The sequence below is a fragment of the Paenibacillus polygoni genome (assembly GCF_030263935.1).
GTDB classification, from domain to species: domain Bacteria; phylum Bacillota; class Bacilli; order Paenibacillales; family Paenibacillaceae; genus Paenibacillus; species Paenibacillus polygoni.
On record NZ_CP127162.1, the window covers coordinates 4412688 to 4427500 of the forward strand.

Annotated in this window: 13 protein-coding genes; 1 reads left to right on the top strand and 12 read right to left on the bottom strand. The window is 41.5% G+C overall.

The features are described 5' to 3' along the window. Positions 1-184: 184 nt before the first annotated feature. From gltX to QPK24_RS21295, 4 genes are all read right to left on the bottom strand, one after another. Positions 185-1639 carry a glutamate--tRNA ligase gene (gltX, locus tag QPK24_RS21280; RefSeq protein WP_285744502.1) on the bottom strand — a complete coding sequence of 485 codons (1455 nt, stop codon included), beginning with the start codon at positions 1637-1639 and terminating at the stop codon, positions 185-187. Between the two features lie 24 nt (positions 1640-1663). Then, on the bottom strand, positions 1664-2152 hold the full coding sequence (gene ispF / locus QPK24_RS21285; protein ID WP_285744503.1) for a 2-C-methyl-D-erythritol 2,4-cyclodiphosphate synthase: 489 nt from the start codon (positions 2150-2152) through the stop codon (positions 1664-1666). After that, the gene (gene ispD, locus QPK24_RS21290) at positions 2149-2844 is read right to left on the bottom strand and encodes a 2-C-methyl-D-erythritol 4-phosphate cytidylyltransferase (RefSeq protein WP_285744504.1); all 696 of its coding nucleotides are present in this window, start codon (positions 2842-2844) and stop codon (positions 2149-2151) included. The genes ispF and ispD overlap by 4 nt, the downstream gene beginning before the upstream one ends. Positions 2845-2917: 73 nt before the next feature. Next, complete coding sequence (locus QPK24_RS21295; protein ID WP_285744505.1) at positions 2918-4006, bottom strand: PIN/TRAM domain-containing protein; 1089 nt, start codon at positions 4004-4006, stop codon at positions 2918-2920. A gap of 192 nt (positions 4007-4198) precedes the next feature. Between QPK24_RS21295 and QPK24_RS21300 the strand changes: the two genes are divergently transcribed. Continuing rightward, entirely contained in the window at positions 4199-4594 is a 396-nt protein-coding gene (locus QPK24_RS21300; protein WP_285744506.1) for a nucleoside triphosphate pyrophosphohydrolase family protein, read from the top strand. 156 nt (positions 4595-4750) lie between these two features. Here the strand turns inward: QPK24_RS21300 and pssA are convergent, their stop codons facing one another. The 8 genes from pssA to QPK24_RS21340 all read right to left on the bottom strand — a co-directional run bounded on the left by pssA (position 4751) and on the right by QPK24_RS21340 (position 14662). Continuing rightward, positions 4751-5476, bottom strand: a complete 726-nt coding sequence (pssA, locus tag QPK24_RS21305; RefSeq protein ID WP_160036582.1) for a CDP-diacylglycerol--serine O-phosphatidyltransferase — start codon at positions 5474-5476, stop codon at positions 4751-4753. 172 nt (positions 5477-5648) lie between these two features. Beyond that, complete coding sequence (gene disA / locus QPK24_RS21310) at positions 5649-6725, bottom strand: DNA integrity scanning diadenylate cyclase DisA (protein ID WP_191804472.1); 1077 nt, start codon at positions 6723-6725, stop codon at positions 5649-5651. Positions 6726-6739: 14 nt separating this feature from the next. Beyond that, positions 6740-8107 carry a DNA repair protein RadA gene (gene radA, locus QPK24_RS21315; protein ID WP_160036580.1) on the bottom strand — a complete coding sequence of 456 codons (1368 nt, stop codon included), beginning with the start codon at positions 8105-8107 and terminating at the stop codon, positions 6740-6742. A gap of 204 nt (positions 8108-8311) precedes the next feature. Next, on the bottom strand, positions 8312-10756 hold the full coding sequence (gene clpC, locus QPK24_RS21320; RefSeq protein ID WP_285744507.1) for an ATP-dependent protease ATP-binding subunit ClpC: 2445 nt from the start codon (positions 10754-10756) through the stop codon (positions 8312-8314). 213 nt (positions 10757-10969) lie between these two features. Further along, complete coding sequence (locus tag QPK24_RS21325; RefSeq protein ID WP_285744508.1) at positions 10970-12034, bottom strand: protein arginine kinase; 1065 nt, start codon at positions 12032-12034, stop codon at positions 10970-10972. Between the two features lie 29 nt (positions 12035-12063). Further along, positions 12064-12585 carry a protein-arginine kinase activator protein McsA gene (locus QPK24_RS21330; protein WP_285744509.1) on the bottom strand — a complete coding sequence of 174 codons (522 nt, stop codon included), beginning with the start codon at positions 12583-12585 and terminating at the stop codon, positions 12064-12066. A 51-nt stretch (positions 12586-12636) separates the two neighbouring features. Beyond that, positions 12637-13098, bottom strand: coding sequence for a CtsR family transcriptional regulator (locus QPK24_RS21335; protein WP_160036576.1), 462 nt, complete (start codon positions 13096-13098; stop codon positions 12637-12639). 388 nt (positions 13099-13486) lie between these two features. After that, positions 13487-14662: a GNAT family N-acetyltransferase gene (locus tag QPK24_RS21340; RefSeq protein WP_285744512.1), complete on the bottom strand. Its 1176-nt coding sequence runs from the start codon at positions 14660-14662 to the stop codon at positions 13487-13489. Positions 14663-14813 lie beyond the last annotated feature (151 nt).

The window sequence follows — 14813 nt, forward strand, 5'->3', positions numbered from 1 at the left end:
AGCCTGAAGGCCCTCATGGCCTTTCCTGGTTATCTTCTCTGGTTCACAACCACACCGCCTACTTCTCCTGATCACAGCTATTGAATAGTCGTTACTTACATTATTATTTCTTATATCTTAACGAAAAGAACGCATACTGACAAGAACAAGAAACATTCGTTATGATTACTTTATTATCCTTGTTCTACAGTCGTGCATTCAAACGGGAAAGAACCTTCTCACGACCTAACAAATAAATCGTCTTGTTCAAATCCCGTCCATGCGTCTGACCCGTTAGAGCCACACGAATTGGCATAAAGAGTTGTTTCCCTTTAAAGCCTGTTTCTTTCTGAACCTCTTTAATAAGTACAGCCATACGGGGTGCTGAAAAATCTTCCTCTACGGCTACTTTATCAGCAAAAGCACGAAGAACTACAGGAACTTGTTCCTCCTTAAGGATGGCAGCAGCATCACCTTCAAATTCCACTTCTTCTTTGAAGAACAGAGCAGATAATTCAACGATATCAGAAGCCGCCGTCATTTGCTCTTGATAGAGAGCTACTAATTCTTTAGCCCAGCTTTCTTGTTCTGGACTAAGTTCTGCAGGCAAGCGTTCTGCTTTTTGCAAATGAGGGATGGCAAGTTTAGCGATCCGATCCGTTTCTGCATTTTTAATGTACGTATTATTTAAATGAGCCAGTTTGTTTGTATCAAACACAGCTGGGGATTTTGAAAGACGGCTTGGATCAAAAATCTTAATCAGCTCATCTTTGCTATAAATCTCTTCTTCACCTTCTGGAGACCAGCCTAATAAGGAAATGAAGTTAAACATCGCTTCCGGCAAGTATCCCAGCTTGTCGTACTGCTCAATAAATTGGATGATAGACTCATCCCGCTTACTGAGTTTTTTGTGATTCTCATTCACGATCAGTGTCATATGACCAAAGACCGGAGGTTCCCATCCAAGAGCTTCATAAATCATGAGCTGTCTTGGTGTATTCGAGATATGATCTTCCCCACGCAGCACATGAGAGATCTTCATTAAATAATCATCTACTACAACTGCAAAATTATACGTAGGAATTCCATCTTTTTTGACGATAACAAAGTCACCGGACTCTTTCGAGTTAAAAGAGATCGTTCCTTTTACCATATCATCAAAAGTATAAATCTTCTCATCTGGTACACGGAAACGCACGCTTGGCACACGGCCTTCTGCTTCAAATGCCTTACGCTGTTCTTCCGTTAAATTCCGGTGTTTACCAGAGTAGCGCGGAGTTTCTCCGCGGGCTGTTTGCTCTTCTCTCTCCTGCTCGAGTTCTTCCTCCGTACAGTAGCAGAAGTAAGCAAGACCACGGTCAATTAGATCCTGCCAATATTTACGGTAAATATCAAGACGTTCCGTCTGACGGTAAGGTCCGTATTCCCCCGGTACATCAACACTTTCATCCCAGTCCATACCGAGCCATTTCAGGTACTTGAGCTGACTTTCTTCTCCACCCTCCACGTTCCGTTTCACATCGGTATCTTCGATACGAATAATAAATTTTCCACCTTGGTTTCTAGCATACAAATAATTGAAAAGCGCCGTTCTGGCATTCCCAATATGTAAATGACCTGTTGGGCTTGGCGCATAACGCACGCGGACTTCCGTGCTCATAATATCCCCTCCGAATTGTTTATCTCAAGATGATAGCACAGGTTGGATCAGGCAGACAACCGATTGCGCGGCAATTCCTTCTCCTCGTCCTGCGAAACCTAACTGTTCTGTTGTCGTTGCTTTTACATTCACTTGCGATACCTCAGCATGTAGTGCCTTAGCGATAATCTCCGCCATTTGCGGAATATAAGGAGCCATTTTTGGCTTTTGTGCAATAATAGTAGAATCAATATTTCCAAGCTTATATCCGCGTTCTTCTGCAAGCTCCCAGACTCGCTCCAGCAGCTTCAAGCTGTCAGCATCCTTAAATACAGGATCCGTATCAGGAAAATGCTTACCGATATCCCCCAAGCCTAGTGCGCCGAGGATTGCATCGCTGACTGCATGCAGTAATACATCGGCATCAGAATGACCAATTAAACCTTTTTCATAAGGAATCGTTACACCGCCGATAATACATGGCCTGCCTTCCACCAACTGATGGACATCAAAACCTTGTCCTACTCGAATCATTGTTCTCTCTCCCCTTTTTGCATAAATGCAGCATAATCTAGATCTTCCGGTGTGGTGATCTTGATATTGGTATAACTGCCCTCTACAATCTTAACCTGTCTTCCCAGACGCTCAACCAGCATAGCATCATCCGTTCCTGCAAAACCTGATTCTACCGCTAGTTTATGCGCTTCTTTTACATCCGAAAGACGAAAAGCCTGTGGGGTTTGAATGCTCCACAGACTGCTCCGATCGGGGGTCGCAGTTATTATTCCATCTGTACTTACCTGCTTAATCGTATCTTTGACAGGAACAGCAAGTACTGCAGCCCCAAATTGTTCTGCTGCCTTCATACATGCTTCAATGTGATCTCGCTGGACAAAAGGACGAACACCATCGTGGATAAGTACATAATCCGTTTCAAGTTTCTGGAGACCCGCATAAACCGAGTCTTGCCGTTCCTTCCCTCCTGAAACAACGAAAGTCCGTTGGTCATGAAGTCCAGATTGCTTAATCCATTCTTCACACCGTCTTACATCCGGCGCACCAGTTACCACAATGATATCCTTAATCATAGGTATGCGGTTAAACACTTCAAGTGTATGTATAAAAATGGGCTTGTCTTGCAGCAGCAGAAACTGTTTGCTCTCACTTGTCTTCATTCGTGAGCCTCTTCCTGCTGCAACAATGACTGCCCCCCATGATTTTGTCATGTACACTAACCCCTGCCTTGTCCGTCATCTGTCAGTATCCAGTGCATGAACACTTACTCTCCATCATAACGCTTTATTGCGCTTTTTCCAACAGTTTCGGCTTGGCAAAAATCATTCTTCCGGCAGAAGTCTGCAGTACACTCGTCACCAAGACTTCCATCATTGTCCCGATATACTCGCGTCCACCTTCAACGACTATCATCGTACCATCATCTAAGTAGGCTACACCTTGACCATGTTCTTTTCCATCTTTAATAATCTGAACCATAATTTCCTCACCAGGAAGTACAACCGGCTTCACTGCATTAGCAAGATCATTGATATTAAGGACAGAAACACCTTGAAGTTCACATACTTTATTAAGATTAAAATCATTCGTCACTACTTTACCTTGCAGGACTTTCGCTAGTTTTACAAGCTTGCTGTCTACTTCGGAGATTTCTTCAAAATCCCCCTCATAGATCAGGACTTTAATCTCCAGTTCTTTCTGGATTTTATTCAAAATGTCGAGCCCTCTGCGTCCCCGGTTTCTTTTCAGAAGATCAGAGGAATCTGCAATATGCTGCAGCTCTTCCAGTACAAATTCAGGAATTACAATGGTCCCTTCAATAAATCCAGTTTTACAAATATCAGCGATTCGGCCATCAATAATTACACTCGTATCGAGAATTTTATGTTCTTCAATGCGCCTTTCCTCATTCCCTGTACCTGTATTCCATCTTCCTGAAGTCCAGAACGAGCCTAAATCTTCTTTTTTGGCTAGACCAACCCGAAGCCCCATATAACCAAATACGAGCATAAGCGCCACTTGAAGTAAGTCCCCCGGTCTGCCAAGCCAGTTAAGCGAAGGATAAAGAAGTAACGAGAACAATAAACCTATACCAAGCCCGAGTGCTCCTGCTGCAAGTTCACTCATTGGAACCCGTGCAAGTTTAGAGACCCCTTCTTCTACCCGTAGATCAAGGAGTGATCCAAGCATCCTACTTAACAGAACAAAGAATACAGCACCAACTAACATAAATAACGTTAAAGCCAAACCTACTCTGAATGTACTTGTCCCTTCACTTAACCAAGGGATCGTTTGTCCTACTGAATAATAAAGCGCATAACCAGACCATGCTCCGCAAAGCCCTGTGAACATAAAAATAAGCTTTCTCCACACGTCCCTACACCTCCTTAATTGCTTTTCTTTATCCAGTATGAACCAATTTTTTAGGTCCTAATCGTGGTAAGAAGGTATTTTTAACGGTAAATGTATGATTGTTATTTTCTCTATTATGTAAATGATGGTTGAAAATGGTTTGTATGCTGACATATAATAAGTTCAACTGATAAACCGAGGTGAAAATAAAATATGAGCGCATCAAGTTTGCAAACTTTTCAGAACCAAGTATCCGAGCTGTTGCTCCGCCACCGAAGTCTAATTGACGTTTTGTCCAAGAATGGACAAGCGGATGCTTCTGTTAACCGGGCTGTTTCTAAAGCCATTACAGACTGTGGTTGTATTGAACTCCATGCAACCAAGCAATCTTACGCTCATAATGGTGATCTAGAAGATGCCAAATCTTCGGTACAGACGCATGTACATGGTGATCTGTGTGACCAGTGCAAAGAAGTCATCAGCTCAGAACTTGGTCGTAATCTGTTCTACATGTCAGCACTATGCAATCTGCTTAATATTCAGTTAGAAGAAGTGCTTGAAGATGAAGCTAAAAAGTGTTCTACACTGGGCATCTTCAACCTCTCCTAATCTCTGAACCCGCTTTTAACAGCTTTTTATCATTACACCGACAATCAATCGACTCCAAAAGTAAATATAGAAAATTAAAAAAGCATTTATCTCTCCATACTAGGAAAGGTAAATGCTTTTTCTTATGATTATTTATTATATGATTTCTTTTTAAGCCTAATGAGAAGTTTCATCTCTTTCTCTTTTCTTTTTCTTCTTGCGACTCCGGGCTAGAATAAGATCAATATTATGAGTCATACCATATATGGCATAAAGCACAAGAGGTATAAATACAAACATAGATAATTGCTCTGAGAAAAGTACCGCAAGTGCAATCGAAAAAAGAACAACAAGCGGAGCAATCCATACTGCTTTTTTAGGAAGGCCCACTTTTTTCAGGTTAGGATATTTAAGTGAACTTATCATCAAATAAGCAAGCAATAAAGTTGCAATCATCATGAATGGAGCTGAGATATCTTTACTGAATAAAGACAAGGTTGCAAGCACACCGCCCGCAGCAGGAATAGGAAGCCCTGTAAAGTACCCAGGAATCCCAGGCCGTACATTAAAGCGAGCCAGCCTTAAAGCCCCGCATATCGGGAACAGACACGTTACAATCCAAGCGAGAGCGATAGGTGCCTCCTGAAATGAAACGCTATACATAATATAAGCCGGCGCAGCTCCAAAAGAGATCATATCCGATAAGGAATCAAGCTCTTTGCCAAAATCACTTTGAGCATTCAAAGCTCTAGCAATTCGACCATCCAGTCCATCCATCAGCATCGCTACAACAACCATAATCGCTGCTAAACTGTAACGACCCTCGGATGCGAGCAGAATGGCAATCATTCCGAGAGATAGATTACCTAAGGTAAACAAGTTCGGAATTGATTTTGTTATCATCACGTCACCTCGTAAGTGTAACTGTACAATTTTATTCTAAATTTTAAACTAAACTGAATCAATTTCATAACTCATTAAAATGATGAATTTGTAACTACAAACAAAACCATTTTGATCTATATATACCCCTGATTAAAGCAACTAAAGGTATTATGAAATTGATTCAACTACTTTACATTTGTCGATCAATAAACATCTGTTCTTGCAGGCGCTTTAAGCCATCCTTGATCGTCCGAGCGCGAACTTCACCAATACCATCCACTTCATCAAGCTCCTCGATCGTAGCCATAATGACATGTGGTAATCTTTCAAATTCTTCAACTAAATTATGAATAATGACATTTGGCAATCTTGGAATTTTGCTTAAAACTCGGTATCCTCTTGGAGCTACGGATTCTTCAGAAGCAGCTGCCGCTGCACCATAACCGAGAAGCCGGCCAATATGATGGGTATCAAGCAGCTCATCATCTGTAGATCGTTTTAAGCCATTAATAATATCTTTGATCTTCTCATCACTGTTATCTTTGGCATAATCCTTATACAAAAGCCAAGCTTCCTCTTCTGTATTCGCCACTAGTTCTTCCATCTGCATATTAATCAGGCGTCCTTCATTGCCCAGTTCATTAATATAGCGTTTAATCTCCATCTTGATTCGCAGCACCATTTCCACCCGCTGTATGACATTGATTACTTCAGGAATCGTAACCAATTCTTCAAACTCGGATGCACTCAGATTGGTAAGTGACTGGTTTAAGACTGCTTTATATTTCTCCAATGTTTGAATCGCTTGATTCGCTTTTGTTAAAATAACTCCAATTTCCTTCAATGCATAACGCAGCGTTCCTTGGTAAAGAGTGATAATATTCCTTCTTTGCGAAATGGAAACAACCAGTTTTCCCGTCTGTTTTGCTACACGTTCTGCCGTACGGTGACGAATACCTGTCTCGGATGAAGAAATGGAGGAATCGGGAATTAACTGCGTATTTGCATACAATATCCGTTTCAAATCTTCACTTAGGATGATCGCTCCATCCATCTTAGCAAGTTCATATAAATAGTTCGGTGAAAAATCGCAATTAATCGAAAATCCACCATCCACTACTTCCATAACTTCTGGACTGTAGCCGACAACAATCAATGCACCCGTTTTTGCACGCAGAACATTTTCAAGCCCTTCACGAAAAGGCGTTCCAGGTGCAACCAAACGTAACAACTCATTCATTTTATCCAGTTGGCTCGATTCTTTCATCTATTCAATGCCCCCTAATCTAAAGCAGCCGCTAGTGCATCTCCGACCGTATTAATACCGATCAGTTCTATTCCAACAGGATGCTTCCACCCCTTTAAGCTCTTCTCTGGCATAATTACCCGTTTAAACCCAAGTTTTTGCGCTTCTTTGGCTCTTTGTTCCGCTCTTGAAACACCGCGCACTTCTCCAGTCAAGCCTACTTCTCCAAATATGACATCATAGGGTTTGGTTGGCAAATCGCGAAAACTGGAAGCAATACTTACAGCCATAGCCAAATCGGTTGCAGGTTCATCCAGTTTCACTCCACCAGCTACATTGAGATAAGCATCTTGATTCTGGAGAAACATTCCTTGGCGCTTCTCAAGGACGGCGATGATCAGTGCCATACGGTTGTAATCAACGCCGGTAGCCATTCGCCTAGGTGATGGAAATTGCGTAGCCGAGATCAGTGCCTGAAGTTCGACAAGCATGGGACGCGTTCCTTCCATACTCGCTACAACGGTGGAACCTGCCACTCCTAGCGGTCGCTCAGATAAGAACATTTCTGATGGATTAGCCACTTCTCTTAAGCCCGATTCTCCCATCTCGAAAATCCCAATTTCATTCGTCGAACCAAAACGATTCTTTACCGCACGAAGCAAACGATACGTATGATGACGTTCTCCTTCAAAATAAAGCACACAATCCACCATATGTTCCAGCATTCGAGGACCTGCAATCGAACCCTCTTTAGTAACATGCCCTACCAGAACCGTTGCAATGCCTAACCCTTTCGCAATCCGCATAAACCGTGATGTACATTCTCGTACCTGTGCCACACTTCCGGGAGCACTTGTTATTTCCGGTAAAAAAACAGTCTGAATTGAGTCAATCACCAGAAAATGAGGATCAACCTGACTTACTGCCTCTTCGATCCGTTCCATATTCGTTTCACTAAGAACATATAAATCAGGAGACAATGCTTCAAGCCGGTCGGCTCTCAGTTTGGTTTGTCTAACCGATTCCTCACCCGAAATATACAATACGCGCAGCCCTGAAGCTGTCATGGCATGAGATGTCTGGAGCAAGAGCGTTGATTTACCAATACCCGGATCCCCACCAACAAGAATCAACGAACCTGGTACTACTCCTCCGCCAAGTACTCGATTCAGTTCCTGAATGCCAGTTAGAATACGCGGTTCTTGGTCACTTTCTATATTTATGATAGGAAGCGGTTTTTCTTTACTATCAAAAAGGGAAGAATTCCTCCCCTGTGTCTTCACAATACTTTCGGTTTCCTCCACCATGGAATTCCATGACTGGCAACCTGGACATTTACCGTACCATTTCGGCGATTCATAACCGCATTCTGTACAGTAAAACTTTGTTTTTACTTTAGCCACTTCACTTCTCCTCATTTAACTTTACTTAACTTCAAGTATAAATTTCACATACCGAATTTACCAATAAAGGATTTATTAAAAGTTTAACATTGAATGCATTTTAACGTAAAGCTTAATCACAAACTTTACATCAAAGGGAATCCTTCTTTACCATTAAAAATAAAAAAACGCCCCCTAAAAATTAGGGGGCATTCCTATCAATTATTAAGAATTAGTGGGCACATTGCTCTTTTTTGTAACAGCGAGTGCACCATCCTTCTCATCAATAAGAAGGAAATCTCCTTTTGTAATTGAACCCGTAAGAAGTTCCTCAGATAGACGGTCTTCAATGTGCTTTTGAATCGCACGGCGAAGCGGTCTTGCACCGTAGGCTGGATCGAATCCTTCTTTCGCTAAGAAAGCTTTTGCCTTGTCAGTAAGTTCGAAATCAACATCATATTCACGCAGACGTTTACGAAGTTCTTCAGACATCAGAGAAACAATCTCTCCAATATGCTTCTCTTCAAGTGAATGGAAAACAATAACTTCGTCAATCCGGTTTAGGAATTCAGGACGGAAGCTCTTCTTGAGTTCTTCCATCACTTTACCTTTCATGTTCGAATACTCCGCCCCCGCATCTGCGACTGCAGTAAATCCTAGCGTAGAATTACGTTTAATTGCATCTGCACCCACATTAGAAGTCAAGATAATGAGGGTATTACGGAAATCTACAACACGGCCTTTTGAGTCAGTCAAACGTCCATCTTCAAGAACTTGAAGCAAGATATTGAATACTTCCGGGTGAGCTTTTTCAATCTCATCTAAAAGAACGACAGAATACGGTTTACGACGAACTTTTTCAGTCAGCTGACCGCCTTCTTCATATCCTACATATCCTGGAGGCGCTCCTACTAGTCGAGAAGTAGAGTGTTTCTCCATGTATTCGGACATATCAATCCGGATTACCGCATTTTCATCTCCAAACATCGCTTCGGCAAGCGCACGAGCAAGTTCTGTTTTACCTACCCCTGTAGGTCCTAGGAAGATAAAAGAACCCATAGGACGTTTTGGATCTTTTAGGCCTGCACGTGCCCGGCGAATTGCACGACTGACAGCTACAACTGCTTCGTCTTGGCCGATTACACGTTCATGAAGAATAGACTCCATATTTAACAAACGATCTGTTTCTTCTTGTTTCAGTTTGCTAACCGGGATTCCTGTCCAGCTTGCTACCACTTGAGCGATATCTTCTGGAGTTACTTCTGAATCCGTACGACCTTGTTTTTCTTTCCACTGATTTTTAGTTATATCCAGTTCTTCGCGAATTTTCTGTTCTGTATCACGCAGCGCTGCTGCTTTCTCAAATTCTTGACTTTGCACCGCAGAGTCTTTCTCTTTGCGGATATCATCAAGACGGTTTTCCAGTTGTTTAAGATTAGGCGGTACAGTATAAGAATTCAGTCTTACTTTAGAACCCGCTTCATCAATAAGGTCAATCGCTTTATCTGGCAGGAATCGGTCTGTAATATAACGGTCAGACAGTTTTACTGCTTGTTCAATTGCCTCATCTGTAATTTTTACACGGTGATGAGCTTCATAACGATCTCTCAGTCCATGCAAGATTTGAATGGCTTCTTCAACCGATGGCTGATCCACAGTAATTGGCTGGAAACGACGTTCAAGAGCAGCGTCTTTTTCAATATATTTACGGTACTCATCAAGCGTAGTCGCACCAATACATTGTAGCTCTCCGCGGGCAAGGGCAGGTTTTAAAATGTTAGAAGCATCGATTGCTCCTTCTGCTCCGCCTGCACCAATCAGAGTGTGCAGTTCATCAATGAAGAGAATGATATTTCCTGCTTGGCGAATCTCATCCATAATTTTTTTAAGTCGATCCTCAAACTCACCGCGATACTTCGTTCCAGCAACTACAGAACCCATATCTAGGGTCATTACCCGTTTATCACGCAGTGTTTCAGGTATTTCATTCGCAATAATCTTCTGAGCAAGGCCTTCTGCAATCGCTGTTTTACCAACTCCGGGTTCACCAATCAGAACCGGGTTGTTTTTGGTACGTCGACTAAGCACTTGAATAACACGCTCAATCTCTTTACTGCGGCCGATGACCGGATCAAGATTGCTCTCTCTCGCAGTGGCTGTAAGATCTCTTGCCAGACTATCCAGTGTAGGAGTGCTTACATTGGCTTGTGTACCGTTATGACTGGATACTGCTTCACTGCTGCCAAGCAGTTGCAAGACTTGTTGACGTGCCTTATTAAGGCTAATACCGAGGTTGTTCAGCACACGTGCTGCTACACCTTCGCCTTCACGAATTAAGCCAAGCAAAATATGTTCGGTTCCCACATAAGTATGGCCCAGCTTACGAGCCTCATCCATGGAAAGCTCAATTACTTTTTTCGCACGCGGCGTATATGCAATATTGGTAGGTTGCTCTTGGCCACGGCCAATGAGTGTTTCTACCTCATCCTGTATTTTTTCAAGACCAAGGCCAAGGCCGATGAGAGCTTTTGCAGCAATACCTTCACCTTCACGAATCAGGCCGAGCAAAATATGTTCGGTACCGATGTTATTATGACCTAAACGAACTGCTTCTTCCTGAGCTAAAGCGAGAACTTTTTGAGCTCGTTCCGTAAATCTTCCAAACATCATATTCCTTGCACCTCCATAAGTTTAAAAAATAATTCCTTTATCTATATATCTAGGCTATTCTAATGATTGCCCAGCCGACACAATGTCGGTAAATCCCATAACTCTCGTTCTTGTGAGACAAGAATGTTAAGGTGTGGGTTATTACTTCATAATAAGAGCATGTTCCTAATGAGTTCATAATGAGCTTACAATAAGCTATAAAACCCACTCCTACTAATTTTCTCTTTGGAAAGATTCCCTTATTAACTGTGCCCGGTACATATCTCTTTCTCCTGACTCAAGCGTTCTCCCGAATTTCTTCTGAAGGAAACCTGGCTGGATCAAGACATTGAGTTCATTCATTTCAACTATTGTTTTTTCTCTAATGAGATCTAAATCAATGCCGAGCCGAACATCAGATATGCGCTGAGCTGCTTCTTTCGAATCCATCAAATAAGCATGAGATAAAATACCATATGATCTCATCACTCGATCCGCAATACGAAGTTTAGAATCGGTCATGAGTCTTTCTCTAGCGTTACGCTCGTGACCTATAATCTGTAAAACAACACTATACAAATTATCGATAATTTCGGCTTCAGTTTGTCCTAATGTAATTTGATTCGATATTTGAAACAGATTTCCTGTCGCTTCACTGCCTTCACCGTAAATTCCTCTTACAGCAAGACCTACTTGAGATACAGCAGTGAGTACCCTGCCTATCTGTTTCGTCATCACAAGAGCCGGTAAATGCATCATTACAGAAGCCCGAACCCCAGTTCCTACATTGGTTGGACAACTGGTTAAATATCCTCTGCGATCATCAAAAGAATAATCGATATGGGCTTCAAAAACATCATCTATGGCTGAAGCACGTTTCCACGCTTCTTGAACCTGAAAACCAGGGTATAAACATTGAATGCGCAAATGATCCTCTTCGTTCACCATAATACTAATGGATTCATCTTCACTAAGAATAACCGCACCATTTCTTGATTCATTTGCCAAGTTCGGACTAATGAGATGTTTTTCGACTAGTATTTCTTGGTCAAGTTCAGATATTTCATCTAGATTTAGAACATGGAAATTGCCAAACTGATGAATATCATCAAATTGAAGGATTTCCGTTACCTTATCGAGTACCGCTCTCGATTGCTGGTCGGTTGCCAGCATAGGAAATGGAAAACTCTGCACGTTCCGTGCCACTCTTACCCGGCTGCTAATGACAATTTCTGAATCAGCTGCGCTACTACGCATCCAATCACTAAGTGGTTTATCGGTAAACCGGATATCTGACATAGTGCATACCTCCTGCTCTTTACCAAACTTTACTCTTCCGCTATTTCTCTTTCCAGTTCACGAATCTGGTCACGTAATTCCGCTGCAGACTCGAATTCCTGTAGATTGATTTGTTCTTGAAGTTCTTTTTTGAGTTCATCGACTCTACGTCTTAAATGAATCTTTCCTCCAGCTCGAACAGGAACTTTCCCAACATGAGTTGTATTACCATGTACACGCTTTAAGAGGGGATCTAAACGATTAGAAAAGTACTTATAGCATGAGCTGCAGCCAAATCGATTAAGCTTACTAAACTGCTGTATCGTCATCCCGCATTCCTTACACTGAAGAGTTTCAGAAGCAGGTGCACCAGCTGATTTGTATTTCCCAGATTCAAAATCCATAAGGCCTGAAAGGAGTCCATGGATTGAGAACCCATTAGAGATACCGGTTAGATGATCTCCTTTTTCTCGTGCGCAGCTTTCACAAATATGGAATTCCGTTTTCTCCCCATTCACAATCTTCGTAAAATGAAGAGTAGCCGGACGTTCATTACATTCTTGACAAAGCATACCGCATACCTCCTTTATTCGTTCCCAACGGAGAAAACTGTGACACTCATACTACTTACCAAGGAGCGAAATTAACATTGCCTTTAACATCCGAGCACGGATTTGATCACGATAGGGAAGCTTTATAAATAATACTTCTCTAGACATCGCAGCTTTGATTAAAGCAGCCTCTCGGCTGTTAAGAAATTTAGCTTCTTCCAACTGGTAGATAAGACCTTCGGCAGAAGCCTGATTAATTTCATCACCAATATGCTGATGGAAATGTCCTCCGAGCACAGAGTGTGCAGGGAGTTCTACTCGCTGTATCCGTATATATCCACCACCACCACGCTTACTCTCTACAAGGTAACCTTTTTCAAGAGTAAAACGAGTACTAATTACATAATTAATCTGGGATGGCACACAGGAGAATTTATCTGCTAGATCATTTCTCTGAATTTCAATCATTCCATCAGAGCTATCCTGCAAAATATTTTTCAGATATTGTTCGATAATATCAGAAATATTACGCATCCTCATCCCCCACTGTATAAAACCGGTAAGCTAATCTATGCATTCATTCAAATTCATTAAGGAGGGCTCCAATAAATTACCCATCTTGCTTAGCCTGCGAACCTCTTTGGCTTAAATGAATGCTCTCTTTTATATACAACCACTTGAATTTTCTATGGCGCCGTATAAATTGAGCTTAAATTAACTTACTACATAATAATATTGTATAACCAACAATCAAATCTGATCTTAGTTGACTTTGACTTTCTTTGACTTTATATCCATTATAACATACTGTACAGAAATCTCAAGTAAGATCCCCTTCTCATTTTTCACTTATTTCCTTAAATTATTCGTTCTAATAAAAAAACTCTCCTGACAGAAGGCAGAAGAGCAGTTTTCCTATTTATTAGAAGAAATCCATTAATAAGGTTTGTGCTTGGGGAATAAGGTGTTCAAATTCTTTTGCTTTTTGCGGTTTCCCTTTTAGTTTCTGTATATGAAACAATTGCGCGGGACGCTTAAATCCCAGAAAAAGAGCAGTCCAAACCTGAATATCTGCTATTAAATCTGGTTGAGTCTCTTCTTTTTCGCCCATTACCTTTATAATCTTCGCTTGTCCTTGGTCATCAATGGATATATTCCAGAGTCCAGCATTCCATGGAGCTGCATGATCGTCAATCTGAATCGTTAATTCTGATCTATTACCCGCTTCAAACGTAAACTGTTGCAGAAAAGACTCTACATCCACAATTCGTCCCATGAAGTATGGAATCGTTTCTTGGGTTATCCGCGGATCAGGAAGCATATACGGTAAAATATCATCCGCTGGAACCATCGTTAATTTCACTTGTTCGATACGCGAATCGTGATTCGAGAAAAAAGTCCAAAGTGCACCCCGTGCTTCTTCATTCAAGTAAACAAATTCATTACATACAAGCATTTTATCTTTTAGTTCATATAACACATAGCCTTGGGGTTCTCCACCATGAGAATAATAGACAGCACTATGTTTCGTGTTATCTAAGACGGAATACTTCCACCATTCTTCATCTCGAACAAGCGTGCCATGATAGCTGCTTGCAAAAGACTGATACAATTTATTCAGCGTAGAGATGTCCTCAACATCCCTTACTACCTTACCTGGGTACTCTAGTTTAGGAGGAAACTGTTTTGAGGAAATAAGATAGTTTTTATATTCTGCATATAGCTCCCAACCATACTTACGATAGAATGGAATTGAAAATGGATGTAGAAATGATAGAATTTGCCCTTCCTCTTTCATCACCATGAGTGCTTGACTAAGTAGTTTAGAGACATGCCCTTTACGGCGGTTCTCTGGCCAGGTTGCTACGCCTGCAATTCCGCCCATAGGCACTACTTTGCCTTGCAAGTATACTTTAAAAGGAAGAATAGTTAGCTTAGCTTGCAATTCTTCCTCTTCAAAAATGCCCCAAAATTGTTCAGGCTTAAATCTCTCTTTTCTTTTTTCTTTTTGTTCCGGTGTTAATGTATATTGAAAGGCATATTCTGATAAGCTAACACTTTGCTCGTATTCCTCTGCTTTTAATTGTCGGAGTTCCACCTGGTCACCTCTTTTATATAGATATATTCCGCCTTATTCCAATATTATGCTCAACCTGAGTGTCTCAGAGCTTCACTTAAAAGTCAATCGCACTGGCACCCTGCCCTTGGTTTATATGTTTGACTTCGTTGGACTGGGAAGAAAGTTAACC